The following is a 21,181-nucleotide window of genomic DNA, read 5'->3' on the forward strand; positions in this document are numbered from 1 at the left end:
TGGCAATTCTTTGGCTTTTAGACAGGGGAGGGGCCTATTCCTTGTTTGTTATAAACAAGTTTATTATAGCCACCCTTTGCGCAATTAAATACGATATAACTTATCTTCGCTGTCAGGGTATTTGAGAGTCTATTTCATGTGTAGTTGCTTAATTGCCGGCATTAGCCCAAAAGGCTGAGTTTAATTGTTATTTTGAATGGTTCCTTCAGTTTGTGGTCATTCATCCCATTAAAGTATAAGATATTAAACATCCCTGTTGTTTGCGAATGATTTGGCTTTATTGGTATCGCTCATATTTTCGGCTTGCACTTGTCAGGCCAGTTTCACGTCATTCAGTATCATTAAGTATTCTGCAATGAGGTTTTGTTTGATGGTTGATCAATCTGTCGTCACATCAAGTGTGCAAGCCATGATTGTCGATGACGACGAAATTACCCGCATGGGCTTAAAACATGCGCTGGAGAAAATGCAGATATTTTCTGGCGTCTACGAGGAATCAAGCGCCAACGCCATGCTGGCTTACTTGGCTACAAAACCAGTGGACCTGGTGTTGCTGGATATTTCCATGCCCGGAATGGGCGGCATCGAAGCGACACGTTTCATCAAACAGCACCACCCTGAGGTTAAGGTGCTGATCTTTACCTATCACGATGACGTGGATAAGGTGAGCGCTGCCTTAAGCGCCGGGGCAGATGCCTACTGTGTCAAAAATATCAGTGTGGAACGGCTGCGGTTGGCCATTGATTGTGTGCTGCAAGGGGCGCTTTGGCTGGATCCTCTGATTTCCCGGAAAGCCTTGGGGTTTTTGGGGCACTCCGAAGGCGCCCAGGTGCCGCCCGCTGCCTCGCCGACCCTGTCTCACCGGGGTTCCAAACGGCTTGATTTGACGGAGCGGGAGTTCGATGTACTGCGCCTGATTACTCAGGGCAAAAGCAATAAAGAGATTGGTGTGTTGCTTGAAATCTCCCCGTACACCGTGAAAACCCACATTCGCAACCTGACCCAAAAACTGGGGGTTGAAGATCGGACTCAGGCTGCCGTAAAGGCCTTGACCGAGAGCTTGCTGTAAATCTGCCCATTGGGGCGGTTACTCCTTCAGCGCGCTGTGTATGACTTGGGCTATGTTTTGGTTGAAGCCCGGCAGCCCGGCAATTTCCTCCAGCGATGCGGACTGGAGTTTGTTTATGCTGCCAAAATGCTTCATCAGCGTTTCTTTTCGTTTAGGCCCAATCCCCTTAATGCTATCCAGTAAGGACTGGGTGGCTTGTTTTCCGCGTAAGTCCCGGTGGTAGGTAATGGCAAACCGGTGGGCCTCATCCCGAATCTGCTGCAATACAAACAAGGCCCCGGAGGTACGCGAGAGCAAGATCGGTCGGGATTCTCCCGGTAGATAAATTTCCTCGAACTTTTTGGCCAGGGAGATGATGGGCTGATCCTGCACGCCCAGTGCGCCCAGGGCCTCCAAAGCGGAGGATAACTGTCCCTTGCCGCCATCAATGATGACCAGATTGGGCGGCTCCCAGCCGTCCTGCTGCTCAACGGCCCTTCGGAACCGCCGGGTGATGACCTCGTGCATGCTGGCAAAGTCATTGGGCTCCCCTTCTGCAATCTGGATCTTGAATCGGCGGTAGGCCTTGCGATCGGGAACGCCATTGGTAAAAACCACCATGGATGCTACCGTTTGCGACCCCTGGAAGTGGGAAATATCATAGCATTCCATACGGGCCGGAAACTCTGGTAGTCCCAGTGTGGTTTGCAGTTCGAGCAAGGCTCTGGCCGGGTCGTTGCGATGACTCTTCTCTTCTTGTCCTTGCGCTTGTTCCAGGGTTTCCGTGGCGTTTTTGATGGCCAGCTCGATTAGTTCCCGCTTCAGGCCCTTTTGGGGCTGGGTAATACTGATTTTTTTGCCGCGCTTTGCGGTTAACCATTCCACAAACAAACCTTCATCCTCAATGGGGGCGTGCAGGATGATTTCATCGGGCAGATCCTCGGGCTCTTCGTCTTGATAATATTGGGTCAGGAAGGCATTATATGCCTCCTCGGGACTGCTTTGATGGGTGAGGGCGATATCGTGCGGGCGGCTGCCAATGAGCTTTCCCCGGCGGATATTGAGGACCACAATGGCGCATCGGCGGGCGTTGCTGGCCATTGCCACAATGTCCTGGCTGACCTTGGCGTCCGGGTAGTAGATTTTTTGTTGAGCCACCACGTCCTGCACCGCCAGATAGCGGTCCCGCAACTTGGCAGCCAGCTCAAAGTTGAGCGCCTCGCTGGCCCGCTGCATCTCCAGCGCCAGCCGCTCTATCAGGTCGTCCGCTTTCCCTTTCAGAAACAGTTCCACCTGTTTCACCACTTCCGCGTACTCTGCGGCGGTGACCAGCTCCTGGCACGGCCCGGAACACGTACCGATGGAGTAATTCATGCAGGGCCGGTTTTTAAACAGGGGCTTGCGCCGCTGCCTGAGCGGAAAGTGCTTGCGAATAACCTGTAAGGTTTTGTACATATTGCTACTGTGGACGTACGGACCGAAAAATTTCCCCCGCCCGGTGGGTTCCCGGGTGATAAACAGACGGGGATAGGTTTCCGCGCTGAGCCCAATCCATGGAAACTTTTTGTCGTCCCGCAGCAAAATATTGTACTTGGGCCGATGCTGCTTGATGAGGTTGTACTCCAGAATGAGCGCCTCAATCTCCGTATCGGTCAAAATATAGTCGAAACGGGTCACCTGTTGCATCAGCACAGCGACCTTGGGAGCCAGACCGGCGGGGTTCTGGAAGTAGCTTTTGACCCGATTCTTCAGGTTCTTGGCCTTGCCCACATAGAGCAGTGTGCCATCCGACCCAAACATGCGGTACACACCGGGTTGATCCGGTAACCGCAGCAAAGCGGTCTTAAAGTCAAAGGAAGGCGATGCGGACTGTGACATGGAGGGCCTATGCGGTGAATAAAGGTGAATTCCGGCCGCAAAAATCCAACTGCGGGATTTTACACGATGCCAACCCCTTTATTATCGCTCGTTTGTCAAACGTTCGCCATAGGGCCTGCCAAGGAGCCCAGCCATTTGACCCAGCTGCCTTTCAGGTTTCGGGAGGGCTTTTCGCCATGTCATGCAAGACTAGAACCCGGTCCGGGGAGTGGTGCGACGGTTTGCCCAGTCCTCTCTGTTTTTAAGCCCACATCGTTTCTTGTAGCGTTTATCGAAGCGTTTTTTTACCAGCCAGCCAATTTAACCAACCCTGATAGTAGCCGTGAACTAATTTCCGGCAGGTTTTCGGCAGGGCAATTGGACTGTGCAAGCGGGTTCCTTCCCGTTTGTAAGTCAAAGGCTCTGCCAGTGGTTTTGCTTACTCCAGAATACCGGCTTCTACCAGTTGGGCGAAGACTTCAGGATTTTGGAACTGTGCTTGGGCCTCAGGCAGGCTCATTTGGCTAATCTTGTCGACCAAGCCAGCGATGGGGGATTGACCACCGGGTGCTTGTCCAACTTCTGCCAATCGAGCAAAATTGATTTCAACGGTATCGGCCAACGGTCCACTCTGGGCAGCTAGGCTCTGTTCTTTTTTAATACGCTCGGCTTCGCCACCTTTGTCTTTGAAGAGTCCTGCGTTGGCAAAACTGCTGAGCTTTGCTTGAAAACGATTAATATCCATTCTCTATTTCTCCTTTGGGATGCTCTCTCTGTATAGCTCTCAATAGAATGATTTCTCTCTGTATGTGCATAAAACCCATGAATCTGGTTTTGATGTCAGCAGGACGTTTATTTGTTTATATATATTTACAAAAATATTGCTTGCCCAGCCTACGGCCAGTGTTCAGCGGGCCAGGGTCGGAAAGGCAACAATATCAGGGATGATCATAATGGCTGAGCCTGCGATGCGCAATTTTGAAGGGCTAAATCTTTACGTTTGCGCTGACTGGCCCGGGCAGCCGAGTGGCCCGGTTGCCCCTCGGGGGCATGTTCAAGGCTTTTTGTGACATCTCTGGTAAAAACCGCGTTCCTTAACAGGGAATAAGGCTATGATAAGGGTGGGGCAGGAATATCCAGAGAACCCGTGGCGGGTGACTGCAGCCCTCCAGCCGGCGAAAACGCCCTGCTGGCGTGTATGATAGATCGGTTGATGGCAAACATTTAGACAGGGAGAGGGCCGGGGTGTCGGGCAACTGGTTGCGAAAAGGTTTACTGTGGATTTACAGCCGGCTTTTACCAGCCATATTGTCTTTGGCCGCCCTGTTCGGGCTTTGGTTCTGGGGGCAACGGCAGGAACAGTCCGTTTATGACCTTTGGTGCGGTTGGTCGGCCCCGCTGGCCACCCACAGCCCGGTGACCCTGGTATTGATCGATGATGAATCCATTGCCCGCCTGTCCGGACGCTTTGGGCCCATGCCCTGGCCCCGGCAATTTTATTTGCAAATTTTCCAGCGGGTTCAGGCCCAATCGCCCGCGGTGATGGTTTTTGACGGGCATTTTGCCCACTTTTCCCAGGCTGGGGATCAGGGGCTATTTGATGCTCTGAGCCGATTCCCGAACCTGATTACGGGGCTTGCCCTGCCGGAGCGAGCAGACAGGTCCGGCCCGCTGAATCCCGCTCGACCGTCTTATTATCACCGGCTGAATCCGGGGGTGGTGAGCATCCGTGAGGACGCGGATGGGGTCATTCGGCGGGTGAAGCCCTTTGAGCTGATTCAGCCCCCTGCGCAGAAGAGCGACCGTTTTCAGCAATCAGGCGTGTTTCCGGCAGGCGTGTTTCCCGCCCTGTCCACGGAGGCCGCCTATCAGTTCTGGGCGCGGCTTCATCCTCAGCAATCCTGGGCCCTTGAGATTAGCCCCTCGACACTGGGGGCTCCCCGGTTGCGCTTTGGGTCGGAGGGTCACTTATCCACATTGCCCGGTTTGCCGCTGGCCGGGGATTTATCCTACCGATTGCGCTGGTCTCGCGTTCTTAACCCGGTTTCCGGGGAATACGCCCGCAGCCACCTTGTCGTGCCGGTGTGGCGTCTGTTTGAGCCGGGTGCCGTTCTCCCGGCCCCCCTGAAAGGGCGGGTGGCCTTAATCGGCTCTTCCTCTACCGTGTTTCGGGACTTTCATCGAACCCCCATGGCTTACCGTCATCTGGGGCCGGATATCCACGCCACGGCCATCGATAATTTACTGACCGGGCAAGCCATCCGTCGCGCCAGTCCGGTCTTTAACGCCCTGGTACTGGTGCTGTTGGCCGGGGCTGTGTTTGGACTGCGTCTGGGCCTGAGCAGTCTGGGGAAAACCTTGCTTTATACCACGGGGGGGATGGTGCTTTACTGCTGGGCGGCCTTTTGGCTGTTTGCCCATCAGTCCCTGTGGCTGGATGTGGTGACCCCGGAGCTGTTCATGATGGGGGCCTTTCTGGCGGGGAGTACCTACCGCAGCCTGTTCAAGGAAAAGCAACTGGCTGCCATGGAAAAAAGTCTGACCCAACTGGTGGATCCCGAAGTGTTGCGGGAGATCCGGCGGCAGGCCCACGTGCTGAAGCCCGGAGGCGAGAAGCTGGAGATTACCTCCATGTTTGTGGATATTCGCAACTTTACCACGCTGGCGGAGCGCCTGCCGCCGCAGGACGTGACCGCCCTCCTGAATCAGTTCTACGGGCTGGTGGTGGATATTGTGTTCCGCCATCAGGGCACCATTGATAAATTCATGGGGGATGGCATCCTGATTATTTTCGGGGCGCCCTTGCCCGATGCCAGCCATCGGGTTCTGGCCTTGCGGGCGGCCCTGGAAACGTTGTACGAGACCCGTAAACTGGCCCGGCACTGGCAGGAAAGTCTGGGTTTTGATACGGACATCGGCATTTCCATGAACACGGGAACCGCCTTTGTGGGCTTTCTGGGGCCAGCGGATAAGCTGGAGTATACCGCCGTGGGGGACACGGTGAATACCTGTGTCCGCCTGCAAGAGCAGGCCCGGTTGCTCCAGACAAGTTTGTTGATGAGCGAGTCCACAGTGGCTATGGAGGCCGCCCTGCTGTCCGATATTCTGGGATCCGGGGACTGCCTGTCGCTGGGAGAAGTGTCCGTACGTGGCCGTGAGGCCAGCATTCGGGTATTTACGGTTTCGCAAGCGCTTTATGGACAGCCTGACTAGCTTTTTGCGGGTCTGCTAGGGTTTTTGGCGCTTGTAAACGGCGCTTTCCGCTCCCGCGGCTTGTAGCAGCCGGATGCTCTCCTGATTGTGCTGGCGTATGCTCCAGTCCAGGGCCGTCATGCCGTCTTTATCCCTTGCGTTCAGATTGATCCTGGGGGTGTTCAGTAATTGCTGCAGGATGGGCGTACGGCCATAGCGGGCGGCCAGAATGAGCGGGGTTCTCTGGTCCTGGTTGGGCTGGTTGGCGTCCGTTTTGGGGTGGGCCAGCAGTTGCTTGACCACAAAGTCCTTGCCATAGCGAACCGCCACCGCCAAGGGGGAAAAGCCGTTCTTGTCCGCCTGATTGATGGCCTCGCCGGAGAGTTTGGCCAGCAGTGAGTCGATGCGAGCCGTCTCGTTTTTAAAGACCGCTTGCCCCAGCGCGGACATGTCTTTTAATGCCGTGCTGGTTTCCGTTTCTCTGGGTTGGGTCATTTCGGTTTGGGGAACGGGTAACCGGACTGGTGTGGAGGCAATGGGAATTCTGCGTGGATTGCTGACGGGGATGGGGATGGGCTGCAATTGCTCAGCGCTCACAGAGCGGCGGCCTGCGGCGGCTACTTTCCGTGTGTTTGAACTCTGGCGGTGATCGACCGGATAACGCCCGGTGGTTTGCTTCTGAAATGGGTTAATAAGGCTGAAAGTCATCGTCTACAATCCCTTCCCGCTTGCATGCGTTGCGTCACTTTTATGGCCACTTGAACAGGACGGGTGTTTACCGCCCATTGAATTGATGAAATCATTCACTCTTTTTTACTGTATGACAAACAGGGGCATTTGATAAAGCAAAAAACGGAGTTTTCCACAGGCAGAAATGCGGTGAACCCGATCCGCACGCCACTGCCCGTGACGCTTGAAATGGCTCAAGCCCCTGTTTTTAGAGGAGGACAGGCATTGCTCATCAGGGTAGGATCAAGGTCAAGGCAGCGTGAGCAATTTGGGAGCGAGGGAGTGGATCAATTCGTAGCCGATTCCATACGCAGTACATCGGAGAAGCTCCGGGCTATGGTGGTGACACGGTATTTTAACCTGGAAGGGAGCATGCACTTCCCGCGCCTGGGCAAAGAGGGACGCCGACTGTCCAACATGCTCAACAGCGATCGCAAGTTCATCGCCATGACCAATGTCAAAATCATCAATCGCATGAATGGGGTGCAAGATCCCAAAGTTTACCCGTTTATTCAGGTGAATGTGGAATCCATCGAATTCATTCAACCCTACGACGATCCGGAACCGACCTCGGAGGTCAGCGAGGCCAATCCGTCCAGTATGCCCTGAGCCAGTCGGCCATAATCGGCTTCAAACAGGACATCGTGATAAAAGTCAGGGTAGTTGAGCAACTGTTTGGGGGTGTGCCGGGGGATGCGCTCGTAGGCCTGCCTCATGGCCCCGGGGTCACAGACGATATCCTGTCCGGGAACGACCATCAGGGACGGAATCTGGAGGGTCTGGATTTCCCGCATGGCCTGATTGCACCAATCCCGCACGCCCAGTAAAAAGCCCGGGGTCAGGGGCATTTTCAGGGCCCCGTTGAACTGGGGATCGTTCAGGATGGTCGGGTTGCGGGTAATGGCCTCCAGTCCGTAGGGCAGCTGGGTGCGGGCCCTGGCCCCCAGTAGCAGATGGCTGAGAACATTGCGCAGTACGTAAGCCGGGCTGAAGGTTTGCTGGTGGGGTTTATAGGCCGGGGCCAGCAGGGTTACGCTGGAGAAGCGCTGTGGATGTCGGGTGGCCAGCAAGGTGGATAACACCCCGCCCAAACTGATGCCGCACAGGGCCATTTTATCGGGTGTGTGTGGTTGAAGCACCTGTTGATGAAAGGCTTCCAGATCCTGCCAGATAATGGGCGCCTGAGGCAGGGGGATGTCCACTGGATTGAGGCCAAAGCCTCGCAAGTCCGGGGCGAAGATGGGGTTGTAGCGGGGCAGTAGCAATTCCAGAAAATGCAGGGCTCCTTTGACGGAGCCGCCCAATCCGGGGATGAATAACAGGGCCTGACCGCTGGCGGGAGGCTCGGGATGGTTCAGGCGTCCGTATTTCAGGGGAGAACCGTCGCTGCTGGTAAAGGATAGCACTTCAAACATACTGGGTATCATAGGGGGTGGGTGGCAGGAAAGGCAAGCCTGTCTCGACTGCGCGCAATTTGTTTACGGCAAGCAGCCTTCTTTCTATTCAGGCCAAAACCGGATTGGGCTTGGGCTGGTATTGGGCCAGCCATTGGTAATAAGCGGCCCGGTTCAGGATGGGGTGCCCCAGAGCGATGAGTTGCTCGAAGTCGTCCGGGGTGGGGAGGGTGTAATAGGCGCTCTCGGCTTCCGCTTGGGGCCGGGCTAGGGGCGTTTGTCCCTGTCTATATTGCTCAAGCGCTTTTAAAATACTGGCCGCCGCAGGTTCATAAAGGGCCACGGTATGTTCAAACAGGGATTGCCCAGCCTGGACGGGAAAGACTTGCCGATCCACGATGGCCCCGGTGTCAATGGTGCCATCGGTAACGGTGTGCAGGGTAAAGCCGTATTCGCTGCGCTGGTGCAGCAAGCTCCAGAAGGTGGCCAGAATGCCTCGATACTGGGGTAATAGACCCGAATGCAGGTTTAAAATGCCCAGCCGGGGGATTTGTAGCACGGGCCCTTTAAAAATGTGCCCAAAGCGAATGGAGACGATCACATCAGGGGCGAATTGCGCCATTTCCGCTATCACCTCTGGGGTGTTGATACTGCTGATCAGCCTCATGGGGGCTTGGTAGCAGTGGCTGAGCTGGTTGAAGGTTTTCAGTCGCCCTGTGCCGATGGCGGACAGGGCCTCTTGTTGCGGAAACAGAAACTCATTGAGGAGATCCTGCTCGTAGAAGCGCAGGTAGGTCAAAGCGGCTCCGTGGGCTCGGGTGCCCGCCACGGATTCCGAGAACAGGACTTTCAGCTCATTCTCTGGGAGTTCTCTCGTCTGACTGAGGGCGGGAAAAATACGGTTGAGGGCGATATTGGCGTAAATATCCCGGTTGACGCAAAAAAGCAGTTTCATAGGGCATGGGCCTGTCAGCGGCGCTGGGTTGGTGAACTGCGTTCTATTATGGCCCAGTTCTTCGAAGAGGCAAGAATTTGTTTGCTACTGCCAGTTAAACCAGGAAGGATCGTAAGGACCTGGGTCATTTCCACAGTAGGCACTGTTGCAACTACTAACCTTGACTTTCCCCCGGCTCGTCATGAAGATTGAATGTACCGCTCCCTGAATTTATGAGTCAGGCATCCCTTACTTATCGGACAGGAGCCACAGAAACGCTATTCGGTGGCCCCAAGCAGGCCCCGATGCAATCAGCGGCTCAATTTGCGCCGTGATCCGCGCCTAGCTGAACATGGGATCGCTGTTGTAACAGACAAAGCCAATAATAAAAATGACCGCGAATAAAATCAAAATCTGAAGCATAAAAAACGAATCTCCAATTGCTTGAGTACCATGACATAAGCAATTAAAGATTCGTTTTGAGGTAAAATTGCCCGAATTTTCGATTCACCGAATTTTTTAACGGGCCATCACCGGCGTTTTCCCGAAGTACTCCTGCCAGCGGGCGTCGACTTTGGCCCGGGTGTCACTATCCATCTCGATTTCATCCGGCCAATCCCGGTCAAAGCCTTCCGTGGGCCATTTCTTGGTGGCATCAACGCCCACTTTGCTGCCGTAAGCCCACAGCGGGGTGGCGTGATCCAGAATGTCCATGGGGCCGTCGGCAAACATCATATCCCGCTTGGGATCGGTGTTGTTGAACACGTGCCAGGCCACCTGGCTCAGGTCATGCACATTGACGTGCTTGTCCACCACAATCACGTACTTGCTGAACATCATCTGCCCAAAGCCCCACACGCTGCTCATCACCTTTTTGGCGTGGCCGGGGTAGCGTTTATCAATGCTCAAAATCACGCAGTTGTGGAATACGCCTTCCCAGGGCAGGTTCATGTCCACAATTTCAGAGATAAACAGCTTGAGCAAGGGCAGGAAAATGCGCTCGGTGGCCTTGCCCAGATAGCAATCTTCTTGCGGGGGCTTGCCCACGATGGTGGTTTGGTAAATGGGGTTCTTGCGGTGGGTAATGGCGGTGACATGCAGCACCGGGAAGTCATCGGCCAGGGAGTAATACCCGGTGTGATCGCCAAAGGGCCCTTCCCAGCGCAATTCATCTAAAAGCACGTAGCCTTCCACCACCAGCTCTGCGGTGGCGGGCACTTCGTTATCAATGGTTTTGCACTTCACCATTTTGACCGGATCGCTGTGCAAAAAGCCCGCCAGAATCATTTCATCAATGCCCGGTGGCAGCGGGGCCGTGGCGCTATAGATGATGTGCGGGGCGCAGCCGAAGGCGGCGGCCACCTCTACCCGATCTTTTCCCAGGCGGCGGGCGTTTTCGTAAATGCGGTTGCCGTCGTGGTGCTTGTGCCAGTGCATGCCGGTGGTGGTGTTGTCGTACTTCTGCATGCGGTACATGCCCACGTTGCGCTCGCCGGTGGCCGGATCTTTCACGAACACGCAGGGGTAGGTCATAAAGGGGCCGCCGTCATCCGGCCAGCAGGTGATAACCGGCACGGCATCCAGCATGGGTTGGCTGGGATCGGTAATGACCACTTCCTGGCAGGGGGCCGGGCCCTTGTGATCGCGGGGCAAAAACTTGTTGAGTTCGGCCAGCTTGGGCAGCATCTGGATTTTTTCCCAAAAATTGGAGGGAATATCCGGCTTGATGAAGAACTCGATGCGCTTCTGGATCTCCTCATAACGTTCCACGCCCAGGGCCAGCATCATGCGGTTATGGGAGCCCATGGCGTTGATGAGGACCGGCATGTCGTATTTTTCCCCGTTGGGGCCGTGGACGTTGGTAAACAGCAGGGCTTTGTTCTGATTGCCCGGGGCTTTGCTGATGCGATCGGTGATCTCGGTGATTTCCAGGTGGGTGTTCACCGGGGCGGAGATTTCCACCAGCTCATCTGATTTTTTCAGTAATTCAATATAACCGCGTAGATCATTAAACTTGGGCATGGCCATCATACTCCTTCAAACAGCAAATCAGCTTGGGAACGGTTATGGAAGTGGGGCAATACAAAGTCGGTGTTAATAATGGAATTCATTGGCGCTCATCGGGGTTCACTTACCGTGGGGTTGAGCAGTTGCTTCAGAAAATCCGGGAGCCATTGAAACGTCTGGCATCAAGCGGGAGGCCGTTTAAACAAAAATATCGAGGCTTATTTACTGGGTAACAGTAGCACAAAGCCGGCCCGCATCAGATGTTATTTCGCAAGAAACCATTCCCGAACAGAAATCTTAAAGGCGGCACGCCGGGCGGCTATCTTCAGCAAGTCGGCCTCTGTTCAGACAATCCTGAAAAATCTTGTTAAAATAAGGGGCAGTGTTGCAGTTTGTCTCAGCCGTTTGTGTCATTAGAGCGTTGTGAATTGAAGGGAATGCGTATGCCTGCCGTTTCAGCCCAGAAAAGTCCGGTATGGTTCCGTCAGTGGTTGACCTGGGGACTGTTGCCCGTGCTGTTGACGGGGGCGGTTTCTCTGAGCGGATGCAACTGGTTTGGCCCCAAGCCGGTGTTGCCGCCGGGTCAGCAAGCGCCCATTGCCTCCGATGAAGTGGCCGTATTTTTTAGTAAATATCAGGGGAATCAAAGCATTGCAGAGCCGGTTATTCGAAAAATCCCCGAAGCGGCCAAAGCCGAGCCCCTGAAATTCGCCCTGACCGAATTGCTGAAAGGCCCCAGCGCAGAAGAGAAAACACAGGGCTTTTACACGGAAATTCCCAAGGGCACGCAGCTATTGGGCGTGGCTCAGGATCCTAAGGTGATTACCATCAACCTGTCTGGCCAGTTTGCCACCGGGGGTGGTTCCACCAGTATTACCCAGCGGCTGGAAGAGCTGAAGCGCACCATTAAGGCCATTGATACCCAGCACGAAATCACCGTGCAAGTGGATGGAAAGCCCCTGGAACTCCTGGGTGGAGAAGGGCTGGAAGTGCCCGGCTCTCTGCAGTCCGAGCCGCAATAGACCTTTTCAGCAGGAATACTCACGGCCCCTTGCGAGGAATACTCGGGCCGCTGGGCGGTGGATGGCGCTTTGTGATCAGTCCCGCCGCCTCGGGTGGAACGCACCTGCTTGAAATCGCAGGGGGATGATACCTTGGGTTGTGGCTGGCGTTTTTGTGTTTTTCGCAAAATTTTATGCGGGGCTACTTTCGTTTTCTAGCGCGCTTTTTGGCCATGCTCGCCCAGTGGGCTGTGGGTAATTGACATGAAGGAAAAGGCAATCTTTTCCATTTGGTTGTTTTTATTTTATTAGCTAGAGAGGTCGTAGGCGGTTTAAAGACGTTCGTAAGATATCTCATGAAATACCCTATGTACGCTGGTTTTAAGTGTTCCGGGGTGTCTCAGGGAGTTGATGTCAATGTGGCTGGCGTTTTTGGACTGGTTTAGAGGAGAGGGTGAATTAAGATGGTCGCAGTTCCACAGTTTGTGAATGTGGTGAATGTCAATAACAATTATTTTATGGGTGGCCCACCTGGCATGGGAGGCGCTCCAATGATGATGGCGCAGCAACCTTCCAGCATGGATCAGTTCATGTATGGGATTAACTATCAGGTCGCCATGGCCACCGCAGGGCCTTGTGGTGGCAGTGTCGTTGACTGGGCGCGGTCGCTGGCCGCTGGGCAACAGCAGGGGGGGGCTTCCGGGGCCGGTGGCGGAATGGAGCTTCTGGTGCAGCTTTTCACCATGCTGACGCAGGCCGTTGCGGCCAAAGTACAGCAGCGAAGAGCCGAAAAGTAAGGCGTCTCATCAAGCGATTTTGGCGGTCGGGGGCCTTGTTGTCCCCGACCGTTTGCGTGTTCGGGCCTTAAGCCAGTGGGATCGAAGCTGTTTACACCGGCCCGCTTTGTTTGTAGAGTAGGGGCAAGCAAGGGTTTTCAGAACGTATTTGCCTCCGATTTGATGGTTCAGTCTGTTAAAACCAAGTCAAACTGCGCTCAGGCCCTTTTTTTCTGACACATCAGCAACTGACTCAGTAATTAACAAGGGGGCCCTATGAGCGTCTCAACCGATATTCTGGCCGAGGGTAAAACCAAGATCCTGCAGGCGGCAGCCTTGCCTGAGATGTTGTCGGTGACTTTCAAGGACGCCGCCACGGCTTTCAATGGCAAAAAATACCAGGAGATTCCGGGCAAAGGGGCGCTGAACGCCAGTATTTCCGCCTTGCTATTTCAGTTGCTACAATCCCACGGCGTGCCCACCTGCTTTGTGCAAAAGGGCAGCCATCCCGGCGAACTGATTTATCGTCGCCTGACCATGATTCCGCTGGAAGTGGTGGTTCGTAATTACGCTTATGGAAGCATCGTCAAACGCTTTGCCCTGGAGGAGGGAACGCCTTTCCATAAGCCGCTGGTGGAGTTTTTTCATAAAACGGCTGATGACCCGCAAATCACGGAAGATTTAATTCTGGAATTCCAGTTAGTGCCCACGGAAGGGGTGTTGCAAACCATTCGGCAACTGGCTCTGCAAATCAATGAAATTTTTGTACCTTACTTTGAGGCTTGCGGCATTCGCTGCGCCGATTTCAAGCTGGAGTTTGGCCTGACCAAAGAGGGGCAGGTGGTGCTGGGCGATGAACTCAGCCCGGATAATTTCCGCCTGCGGGATATGCAGACCGGAGCGGTGCTGGATAAAGACGTGTTCCGGCTGGATTTGGCCGATTTGCGGGAAACCTATCAAGGGCTATTGACCCGTCTGGAAGCGCCTTCCCAAACGCTACAGGCTGTACCCCGGACCTATACGGCGGAAGTGTATGTCCACAGCCGCAAGAATATTCTGAATCCGGAGAGCAAGGCCATTCTGGAAGCCCTGCAGGCTCGTGGCTATAGTAGTTTGCAAGCGCTGTCCGCCGGGAAGCGCTTTACGCTCAAAGTGGAAGCCCCCAGCCTGATCGTCGCCGAACAAACGCTGCGACAGCTGGCGGAGACCGTGCTGAGTAACCCGGTGATCGAAGATTACGAACTGATTTTCAAGAATTGAGATAGCAAGAATTGAGATAGTTTGATGAAATTTGGCGTTGTTGTATTTCCCGGCTCCAACTGCGAAAAGGACATGGCCGATGCCGTGCGGTTGTATTTAAAGCAGGATGTGACGTTTTTGTGGCACGACGCCACCGATCTGGCGGGGGTTGACGTGGTGCTATTGCCCGGTGGCTTCAGCTACGGCGATTATCTGCGCTCTGGAGCCCTGGCTCGCTACTCGCCGGTCATGGAAAGCGTGAAGGCCTTTGCCGATAAAGGCGGCCCGGTGCTGGGTGTGTGCAATGGCTTTCAGGTGCTTACGGAAGCCCACTTGCTGCCGGGCGCCCTGATGCGGAATCAATCGCTGAAGTTCCAGTGCGAACAGGTAGACGTACTGGTGGAAAGCACCCGTACCCCCTTTACCAGTCAGTATCAGGCCGGACAGCGGTTACGCTTGCCCATTGCCCACGCCGATGGCAACTTTGTGGCCGACCCGGATGTGTTGCAGCGACTGGAAGCGAATCAGCAAGTGGTCTTGCGCTATACCAGCGATGTGAACGGCTCGGTGAGCCGGATTGCCGGGGTGTGCAACGAGAAAGGCAATGTGGTGGGCATGATGCCCCACCCGGAGCGTAACTTGTGGCCCACCGCTTCCGCTCAAGGGGGGAACTGGAACGGGGATGGCCAGGGCGTCTTTGATTCCGTGCTACAGTGGGGCCTTGGCCTGCTGAAAGTCTAGAAACGTTCGGGTAGATGCCCGTCTCGTTTGTGCAGACCGGACGCTGCTATAATCAATAAGCACCGGAGCCGAGAGCTCTTGTGCAGGCGTTTTCCTGGATCGTTATTGTGGCTGTGATGTTGTGGCTTTGAAAGGTTGGGCTCGTTGTGGGACGTAAATTCTGGATTTTGGTGACGGCAATGCTGATGGGTTTTATGGTATTCGGCATTTTTTTTCAAATGATGTTTAACACGAGACAAAACCAAAATAAAAGCCACATGACTGTGCCCACCCAGCAAGAATAGTCCCGAGGTTTCGCTCGTGCTGCAGCACCGTTAGGCAGGGCTACCGGTGGTCAGGGTCAGGGCGGTTTCCAGACGGTGTGTGACCACCTCTTTACCCAGGATGTAGAGGGTTTTTGACAAGTCCGCCCCATGGGTGCGGCCGGTGATGGCGGCCCGAATGGCCCACATGACGGTTTTGGTCTTGATGGGCTTCATGCGGTTGGTAAAGCCCTTAATGGCTTCCGCCAGAGTGTCCGGGGACTCAAAGTTGGCGGTGGCCAGAAAATCGTTTTTGAAATCCGCCAGAATCTGGGCGGGTTCCGGCCCGGTCAGTACCTCGCCCACCAGCTGGGCATCCAGAATGACAGTGCGGCCAAAGAAGTAGTTCACGGCTTCCGGTAACTCGCTGAGAACCGTAATGGGCTCCCGGACGGCATCCAGAATTGCGAACAGCTTGTCTTCGCTGTACTGACCCAGATCAAACTGGTGCAGGTAGGGCCGGGCCACAGCCAGTAATTCCGGCAAGGGCATGGTGCGAATCCGTTTGCCGTTGATAAAGTTGAGTTTGTCTTTCTCGAAAATGGCTGGGCTATGCGTAATGCGCGCCAGTTCAAACTGTTGGGCGAAGTGGGACATGGTGCCAATTTCTTCTCCATCCGGCGGGGACCAGCCCAGCAGGGTCAGGAAGTTGCAAAAGGCCTCCGGCAGATAGCCGTCCTTGATGTAGTCGGAAACGGCCACGGCCCCATGGCGCTTGGAGAGCTTGGTGCGATCGGGGGCCAGAATCATACCCACGTGGGCGAATTGGGGCGGGGCCACCTTAAAGGCTTCGTAAATCATAATTTGCCGAGGAGTGTTGGAAATGTGATCTTCCCCCCGGATGACGTGGGAGATCTTCATCAGCATATCATCCACCACCACGGCAAAGTTATAGCTGGGGGTGCCGTCGGACTTCATGATCACAAAATCGCCCAGCAACTGGGTATCAAAGGAAACCTCGCCACGAACGGCGTCCTGAAAGCTCAGGGTGCCTCGTTCATCGGGAATGCGGAAGCGAATGGAGGGCTTGCGGGGATTGCCATGCTCGTCAGGCTTGGCGGCCAGTTCTTCACGGACTTTGGCGTCTCGGCAAGCGCCACTGTAAATGTAGGCCCGTTTTTCCGCCTGGGCGGCTGCTTTTTCAGCGTCCAGTTCCGCCTGGGTCAGGTAGCAGTGGTAGGCTTGTCCACTGGCTAGCAGTTTTTCGGCCCACTCCTGGTAAATGGCGGTGCGCTCCGATTGGGCATAGGGGGCGTAGGGGCCGCCAACATCCGGGCCTTCATCCCATTGCAGGCCCAAGGCCTTCAGGCTGTCGTAAATATTCTGGGTGTAAATATCCTGAGAGCGCTCCCGGTCCGTGTCCTCAATCCGCAAGATGAATTGACCGCCGTGCCCTTTGGCGTATAAGAAGTTAAAAAGGGCGGTACGCGCGGTGCCAACGTGCAAAAAGCCGGTGGGGCTAGGGGCAATGCGAACTCGGATGGGGGAGGACATGACTTTGGGATACCTGTTAAACGATTGTCCTTATTATACCCGACTCAAAATGCTTTACAGCATAAAAGCCCCTGGTAGGTCCAAAGGCTTTTATGGTGAATCGAGCAATGAGAGCGATGCGAATCGCCTGTTTAACCGCGCTTCTGCACGACTTCAACGGACACCCGGGCCACGCCGGAACCCAGCATGTCGATTTTCTTGGCGGCGCCACGAGACAAATCGATAATGCGTCCGTGGGCAAAGGGGCCCCGATCGGTGATTTTCACGTAGCAACTTTTACGGGTACGCTGGTTGATGACCCGCACGATGGTGCCGAAGGGCAGGGTGCGGTGGGCAGCGGTCAGGGCGAACTGGTTGAAGCGGCTGCCATCCGCGGAACGGCGGCCGTGGAAGTAGGGGCCGTACCAGGAGGCCATCCCGGTTTGTACCTTACCGGTGCCTTTGTAGTTGGACATGTTCTCTGCCAGACTTTCCAGAACCTTGTCATCCAGCGCCGTTTGACCCAAGGCCTGACGCAAGCGGTTGCTGTACAGCAGGGCCAGTTTGAGCGGGGATTCCTGGGTGGCTTTGGCCGTTTGGGCGTCCACGGTAACCAGGGTCTGATTGTCGGCCTGAATGACCGGCAAGTTGTTGACCAGAGCGGGACGGATGCTTTGGGCTGTTTGTGGATTGTTTTCCAGCAGCTGGTTTAGTCGGCTGGCAATGGTTTTGACCCTGGTGTACGAATCCAGACCGGCTACTTCGCCCTGAAAACGCAGAATTTCGGTGCCATTCAAAAACAGGCTGGTGGTGCTGTCATCCTGAGGTAACACCTGAATGACGGTCGGCAAAGTGCCGGGCCCGTTGCCGATGGTAAAGACGTCGGTGGTGTCTGAAGGCTGTCCCTGAGGGGCTTGATCCGCGCTTACATTGAAATCGGGATGGCTGATAACGGATGCTAACTGTAGGCTTTCTTGCGAGTTGGAGGTGGTGTTTGTGGCCTGGGTTTGGGCGAATACGCCGCTCATCAAACCGGCTTGTCCCAGCATTACCGCTGATGCCAGCAGTGCCGCCAGTTTTTTGTTAATCATCTATGTGCTCGCTCCTGTTACTACATCAACGGGGTAAGAGGAAAACTGGAGTTAGACTCGATTGCGAATTAATGCTATTAGCAATCTGGGTAGTTTGGGTTCCTCTTGAGCGATCCAAAACTTACACCGATTAAAACCTGTACCGCAACCCGTGGGAACACTGTCTTTACATTTTGTTTATATTTCCTGAGGCAAATTTAGATTTTTATGTTTCAAAAATATATACTATTGAGTAAGGTGTCATATCAGGCACTGTGTCAATTTGATATTTTTTGTATATGTAAATGACAACTGTAAAGAAAATGAACGAAAAGGCTTATTTTTTAGTCGGTTTTTTAACATTATTTTTAATATATTAATTAGGATTTTAATAAAATGTCAAATGATTGTCATCATGGTAGACAACATATACGTCACCATCACCACCATATTGGAGTGGCGGAAGGGCTATCGGTTCAACACGTTAAAAAGCTGCAGGCTGTTATGGTTTTATCGGTTCTGTATCTGCTTTTGCAGGCTGCGGGCGGATTTTATTCTGGCAGTTTAGCCCTTTGGGCCGATGCTGGGCATAAACTGGCGGATATTGGGGCAATTGCTCTGGCCTTGGCGGCCTCCTGGTTTGCCAATCTGTCCTCATCCCCTCAAAAAACCTTTGGATTTTATCGTTTGGAGATTTTGGCGGCCTTTGTGAATGCCGCTGGCTTGATGGTCGTCTCTTTGCTGATTTTCGCCGAGGCGTTGCAGCGGCTTCTTCACCCGGGGGAAGGGCATGTTCACGGCCATATCATGGTGGGGGTGGCTGGGCTCGGTTTCCTCATTAATGTGATTTCCGCCCTCGTTCTTTATCCTTCCCGCTCCTATAATTTGAACGTGAAAGGGGCCTTGTTGCATGTGATGACCGACATCGCCAATTCCGTGGGGGAAATGCTGGCCGCTGGGGTCATTCTCTGGTTTGGCTGGCTTTGGGCCGATGCCCTGATTGGCATTGCCATTTCGCTGATGGTGCTGGTCAACGCAGGCCGGGTGTTGAGAGAGGCCTTGAACATATTGATGGAGGCTGCCCCACCTCGCTTGAGCGTTCCTCATATTCATGACTTCATCCTGCGGCATCCCGGTGTACAGGATGTGCATGATTTGCACGTGTGGACTGTGACCACCGGAAAAGAGGCCCTGCTGGCTCATGTACAGGTTGATGAGGCCCACTTTCATGATGAAACGGCAAAGGCCCTGGAGCATGAACTCCGGGAGGCCTTTGACTTATGTCATATTACGGTGCAGCTGGAGCCGCCCGGTTTTGAGGAAGCGCTCCTGCCATTCTAGGACGGTATGGGAGTGGCGCTGGGCCCGTGGTTGAGGCTGAGCAGGTTCGCCCGAGTCAGCCCGTGCCCGGGGCTTTAGGCTGTTTGGTCCTGTTGGTCCTGAGGCTTTCCAAAGGCCTCTGTGAGTGCGGTGAAAAATTTCACAAAGGCATTGAGCATGTTTTTACCGGACTGGCCGTCCTGAGACGGATTCAGCATGGCCTGAAGCAGCTCGGTGAAGGCCGAAACGATATTGTTGATGGTGGCTTCAGTAGACTTTGGGTCTTGGGATGCCGCCGGGGTGTCACCCGTCGTTCCGTCTGTTACTCCGTCTGAACCATTGGCTGCCGGGTCCGACTGCCCTGTCTCTCCCGTTCCCTGTGCGGCAGAGGATTCTGGCGGGGTTTCAGTGGCAGTCCCTGCCTCGTTCACCGGGTCCTGCGTTGTGCCTGCTCCTGGGGCTGCCGTACCGCCTGAGCTATCCTCCGCGGTGCTGCCAGCCGCTGGCGGGTTGGCGGGTTGCTGTCCGTTGGCGATGGCTTCCAGATCGCTCAGAGTGAAGTCGCTACCGTTTATGTTGTAGGCACCGCTAAAGGCAAAGCTGAAGTCCTGGGTAGAAATGCTCATATCCTGCTGATCACCGCTGGCCAGCAAGGCCAGTTCGTTTGCGCTGATGCCGCCATCGCCGTTCATATCCGGGAGCAGGGCCTGTCCCTCTTTTCCGCCCAAAACCATAGACGCAAAGAGGCGTCCGACTTGCAGGTCTGTTTCGCTGGCGTTCGGGTTGTTTAATAGCTGGTATGCGGCATTGGCCAATTCTTGCTTGTCAACCACACCATCCCGGTTGTCATCGGCCATAATTAATCCTTGCTGGGCAGCGCTCAGGCTGACTGAGTCTCCGCCTATGGTCGATTGCTCCGCCACGAAAGGATTCTGAGCGTCCGCTTCCGCAGCTGACGTTCCCCGCACTGGAGAACCGCTACTGCCTGTGTTCGTCATGGTAAAAGGGGTAGATGAGCCAAACGTTGAATTTCCATTCACAGTCATTATTAATTCTCTCCTCACTCTAGGCACCATACGGGTAACGCGCTGGTGTTACCGGGCTGGATGAAATAAAACACACTCTCTATTTAGGTTTAAAAACAAACAATTGATTTAAATTGCGTACCCCTCTCTCTCTGGAGAGGGCTGTTTGCGCCATAGACGCTGCAAGCCCAGTCAAAGCCAGCGGTTGAATGGCGCATGTGAGCGACAGGTCTCAGCAAACACCTGCTTTTTACGGGTTTCGTACAGAAAGATTGGCGCAAAAAGCCAACTCCAAAAGTCCGCCCAGCACAAAGAAACCCGTGGAGTCACCAAGGCGGAATGGTCAGGGCAGCAACGCCCGTTCTAGCCTTCAGTCTACCGCTTTAGCAGCCTGTGTAAGGTAAGCGGGGACAGTGAGGGGTTGAGTCGTAGTCCCTTAGTCTCCCTTTAGTACCCTTGGGTTAGTACCCCTTGGGCGGAATGACCAGCTTTTGATCCAGTTGCAGCTTGTCAGGACTGCTCATATTGTTGGCACGCTGGATTTTATCCACATACTCCGGGGCGCTGGAGCCATAGACTTTTTCAGCGATTTTGCCCAGCGTATCGCCGCTGACCACGGTGTAAGTGGTGTTTTTACCGCTCACTGTTCGTTCGGTCACGGTGCCCGGCTTGGCTGGGGCGGGGCTGGCTTCTGTGCCACTCTCCGGTTTGCCCTGTAGTAGTTCTTCATTGGCGGGAGCCAGTAAGTCCGTGGCGCCCGTTTGTACCTGGGGGCGCATAACCAGCAGCAGGAAAACGGCGCTGGTCAGGATACCACCGACAACCAACCCTGCCAGAAATGCCACCAGTGGGTTACGCTCTTCCTTGTGGAAAGGGCGGGCGTTGGACCACAACATGTCCAGTTCCTGAGGCAATTCGTTATCCGCCCGAACGTATACGCCCGGTATTTTTTCCTGAGTGTCAGAAGGCATGTCCTGATTGTCTCCGAAGTCTTGGCCAAAATCTTTGGGCACCATCATAAAAACTCTGTCCTTTTTATACAGCGCAGGTACGTTTCTTACTATTTAAAGAGG

Annotated in this window: 18 protein-coding genes; 8 read left to right on the forward strand and 10 right to left on the reverse strand. The window is 54.5% G+C overall.

Annotated elements, in window-relative coordinates; genetic code table 11:
* Nucleotides 1-370 precede the first annotated feature (370 nt).
* On the forward strand, nucleotides 371-1,069 hold the full coding sequence (locus tag DF283_RS10860; protein ID WP_303674894.1) for a response regulator transcription factor: 699 nt from the start codon (nucleotides 371-373) through the stop codon (nucleotides 1,067-1,069).
* Nucleotides 1,070-1,087: 18 nt separating this feature from the next.
* Here DF283_RS10860 and uvrC read toward each other — a convergent pair whose 3' ends face one another.
* Together uvrC and DF283_RS10870 are read right to left on the reverse strand one after the other, a co-directional pair.
* The gene (gene uvrC, locus DF283_RS10865; protein WP_303674895.1) at nucleotides 1,088-2,926 is read right to left on the reverse strand and encodes an excinuclease ABC subunit UvrC; all 1,839 of its coding nucleotides are present in this window, start codon (nucleotides 2,924-2,926) and stop codon (nucleotides 1,088-1,090) included.
* 418 nt (nucleotides 2,927-3,344) lie between these two features.
* Nucleotides 3,345-3,650 carry a hypothetical protein gene (locus DF283_RS10870; RefSeq protein ID WP_303674896.1) on the reverse strand — a complete coding sequence of 102 codons (306 nt, stop codon included), beginning with the start codon at nucleotides 3,648-3,650 and terminating at the stop codon, nucleotides 3,345-3,347.
* Nucleotides 3,651-4,150: 500 nt separating this feature from the next.
* Between DF283_RS10870 and DF283_RS10875 the strand changes: the two genes are divergently transcribed.
* Nucleotides 4,151-6,118, forward strand: a complete 1,968-nt coding sequence (locus DF283_RS10875) for an adenylate/guanylate cyclase domain-containing protein (RefSeq protein ID WP_303674897.1) — start codon at nucleotides 4,151-4,153, stop codon at nucleotides 6,116-6,118.
* 15 nt (nucleotides 6,119-6,133) lie between these two features.
* On the opposite strand, the gene DF283_RS10880 is transcribed toward DF283_RS10875, so the two are convergent.
* Nucleotides 6,134-6,805 (reverse strand): ankyrin repeat domain-containing protein, encoded by a 672-nt coding sequence (locus DF283_RS10880; protein ID WP_303674898.1) that lies wholly within the window; start codon nucleotides 6,803-6,805, stop codon nucleotides 6,134-6,136.
* 303 nt (nucleotides 6,806-7,108) lie between these two features.
* On the opposite strand from DF283_RS10880, the gene DF283_RS10885 reads away from it, so the two are divergent.
* Nucleotides 7,109-7,435, forward strand: a complete 327-nt coding sequence (locus tag DF283_RS10885; protein ID WP_303674899.1) for a DUF6812 domain-containing protein — start codon at nucleotides 7,109-7,111, stop codon at nucleotides 7,433-7,435.
* On the opposite strand, the gene DF283_RS10890 is transcribed toward DF283_RS10885, so the two are convergent.
* The 3 genes from DF283_RS10890 to DF283_RS10900 form a co-directional block, all read right to left on the reverse strand.
* Complete coding sequence (locus tag DF283_RS10890; RefSeq protein ID WP_303674900.1) at nucleotides 7,375-8,241, reverse strand: alpha/beta fold hydrolase; 867 nt, start codon at nucleotides 8,239-8,241, stop codon at nucleotides 7,375-7,377. The two genes, DF283_RS10885 and DF283_RS10890, sit on opposite strands and share 61 nt — an antisense overlap.
* Before the next feature lie 88 nt (nucleotides 8,242-8,329).
* Complete coding sequence (locus tag DF283_RS10895; protein ID WP_303674901.1) at nucleotides 8,330-9,175, reverse strand: formyl transferase; 846 nt, start codon at nucleotides 9,173-9,175, stop codon at nucleotides 8,330-8,332.
* Between the two features lie 498 nt (nucleotides 9,176-9,673).
* Nucleotides 9,674-11,176, reverse strand: a complete 1,503-nt coding sequence (locus DF283_RS10900) for a menaquinone biosynthesis decarboxylase (RefSeq protein ID WP_303674902.1) — start codon at nucleotides 11,174-11,176, stop codon at nucleotides 9,674-9,676.
* A gap of 428 nt (nucleotides 11,177-11,604) precedes the next feature.
* Here DF283_RS10900 and DF283_RS10905 point away from each other — a divergent pair, with 428 nt between their 5' ends.
* The 4 genes from DF283_RS10905 to purQ all read left to right on the forward strand — a co-directional run bounded on the left by DF283_RS10905 (nucleotide 11,605) and on the right by purQ (nucleotide 14,918).
* Nucleotides 11,605-12,183, forward strand: a complete 579-nt coding sequence (locus DF283_RS10905) for a GerMN domain-containing protein (RefSeq protein WP_303674903.1) — start codon at nucleotides 11,605-11,607, stop codon at nucleotides 12,181-12,183.
* 443 nt (nucleotides 12,184-12,626) lie between these two features.
* Nucleotides 12,627-12,959: a hypothetical protein gene (locus tag DF283_RS10910; RefSeq protein WP_303674904.1), complete on the forward strand. Its 333-nt coding sequence runs from the start codon at nucleotides 12,627-12,629 to the stop codon at nucleotides 12,957-12,959.
* A 255-nt stretch (nucleotides 12,960-13,214) separates the two neighbouring features.
* Nucleotides 13,215-14,198 (forward strand): phosphoribosylformylglycinamidine synthase subunit PurS, encoded by a 984-nt coding sequence (gene purS, locus DF283_RS10915; RefSeq protein WP_303674905.1) that lies wholly within the window; start codon nucleotides 13,215-13,217, stop codon nucleotides 14,196-14,198.
* A 24-nt stretch (nucleotides 14,199-14,222) separates the two neighbouring features.
* A complete protein-coding gene (gene purQ, locus DF283_RS10920; protein ID WP_303674906.1) occupies nucleotides 14,223-14,918 on the forward strand; it encodes a phosphoribosylformylglycinamidine synthase subunit PurQ in 696 nt (231 codons plus the stop codon).
* Nucleotides 14,919-15,232: 314 nt separating this feature from the next.
* Here purQ and gltX read toward each other — a convergent pair whose 3' ends face one another.
* Together gltX and DF283_RS10930 are read right to left on the reverse strand one after the other, a co-directional pair.
* Complete coding sequence (gltX, locus tag DF283_RS10925; RefSeq protein WP_303674907.1) at nucleotides 15,233-16,714, reverse strand: glutamate--tRNA ligase; 1,482 nt, start codon at nucleotides 16,712-16,714, stop codon at nucleotides 15,233-15,235.
* Between the two features lie 131 nt (nucleotides 16,715-16,845).
* Nucleotides 16,846-17,784 (reverse strand): septal ring lytic transglycosylase RlpA family protein, encoded by a 939-nt coding sequence (locus DF283_RS10930; RefSeq protein WP_303674908.1) that lies wholly within the window; start codon nucleotides 17,782-17,784, stop codon nucleotides 16,846-16,848.
* Nucleotides 17,785-18,159: 375 nt separating this feature from the next.
* On the opposite strand from DF283_RS10930, the gene DF283_RS10935 reads away from it, so the two are divergent.
* Nucleotides 18,160-19,104: a cation diffusion facilitator family transporter gene (locus tag DF283_RS10935; protein ID WP_303674909.1), complete on the forward strand. Its 945-nt coding sequence runs from the start codon at nucleotides 18,160-18,162 to the stop codon at nucleotides 19,102-19,104.
* A 74-nt stretch (nucleotides 19,105-19,178) separates the two neighbouring features.
* Here DF283_RS10935 and DF283_RS10940 read toward each other — a convergent pair whose 3' ends face one another.
* Nucleotides 19,179-20,129 carry a hypothetical protein gene (locus tag DF283_RS10940; RefSeq protein WP_303674910.1) on the reverse strand — a complete coding sequence of 317 codons (951 nt, stop codon included), beginning with the start codon at nucleotides 20,127-20,129 and terminating at the stop codon, nucleotides 19,179-19,181.
* 440 nt (nucleotides 20,130-20,569) lie between these two features.
* Nucleotides 20,570-21,127, reverse strand: a complete 558-nt coding sequence (locus DF283_RS10945; RefSeq protein ID WP_303674911.1) for a LysM peptidoglycan-binding domain-containing protein — start codon at nucleotides 21,125-21,127, stop codon at nucleotides 20,570-20,572.
* Nucleotides 21,128-21,181: the final 54 nt, after the last annotated feature.

The organism is Vampirovibrio chlorellavorus, assembly GCF_003149375.1.
In the GTDB taxonomy this organism is placed as follows: Bacteria; Cyanobacteriota; Vampirovibrionia; order Vampirovibrionales; family Vampirovibrionaceae; genus Vampirovibrio; species Vampirovibrio chlorellavorus_B.

Bases quoted from the DNA above. Each gene is read 5' to 3' on its own strand.
- DF283_RS10860 (WP_303674894.1), top strand. From the start codon at position 371: ATGGTTGATCAATCTGTCGTCACATCAAGTGTGCAAGCCATGATTGTC.
- uvrC (WP_303674895.1), bottom strand. From the start codon at position 2,926: ATGTCACAGTCCGCATCGCCTTCCTTTGACTTTAAGACCGCTTTGCTG.
- DF283_RS10870 (WP_303674896.1), bottom strand. From the start codon at position 3,650: ATGGATATTAATCGTTTTCAAGCAAAGCTCAGCAGTTTTGCCAACGCA.
- DF283_RS10880 (WP_303674898.1), bottom strand. From the start codon at position 6,805: ATGACTTTCAGCCTTATTAACCCATTTCAGAAGCAAACCACCGGGCGT.
- DF283_RS10890 (WP_303674900.1), bottom strand. From the start codon at position 8,241: ATGTTTGAAGTGCTATCCTTTACCAGCAGCGACGGTTCTCCCCTGAAA.
- DF283_RS10895 (WP_303674901.1), bottom strand. From the start codon at position 9,175: ATGAAACTGCTTTTTTGCGTCAACCGGGATATTTACGCCAATATCGCC.
- DF283_RS10900 (WP_303674902.1), bottom strand. From the start codon at position 11,176: ATGCCCAAGTTTAATGATCTACGCGGTTATATTGAATTACTGAAAAAA.
- DF283_RS10905 (WP_303674903.1), top strand. From the start codon at position 11,605: ATGCCTGCCGTTTCAGCCCAGAAAAGTCCGGTATGGTTCCGTCAGTGG.
- DF283_RS10910 (WP_303674904.1), top strand. From the start codon at position 12,627: ATGGTCGCAGTTCCACAGTTTGTGAATGTGGTGAATGTCAATAACAAT.
- purS (WP_303674905.1), top strand. From the start codon at position 13,215: ATGAGCGTCTCAACCGATATTCTGGCCGAGGGTAAAACCAAGATCCTG.
- purQ (WP_303674906.1), top strand. From the start codon at position 14,223: ATGAAATTTGGCGTTGTTGTATTTCCCGGCTCCAACTGCGAAAAGGAC.
- gltX (WP_303674907.1), bottom strand. From the start codon at position 16,714: ATGTCCTCCCCCATCCGAGTTCGCATTGCCCCTAGCCCCACCGGCTTT.
- DF283_RS10930 (WP_303674908.1), bottom strand. From the start codon at position 17,784: ATGATTAACAAAAAACTGGCGGCACTGCTGGCATCAGCGGTAATGCTG.
- DF283_RS10935 (WP_303674909.1), top strand. From the start codon at position 18,160: ATGTCAAATGATTGTCATCATGGTAGACAACATATACGTCACCATCAC.
- DF283_RS10940 (WP_303674910.1), bottom strand. From the start codon at position 20,129: ATGACTGTGAATGGAAATTCAACGTTTGGCTCATCTACCCCTTTTACC.
- DF283_RS10945 (WP_303674911.1), bottom strand. From the start codon at position 21,127: ATGATGGTGCCCAAAGATTTTGGCCAAGACTTCGGAGACAATCAGGAC.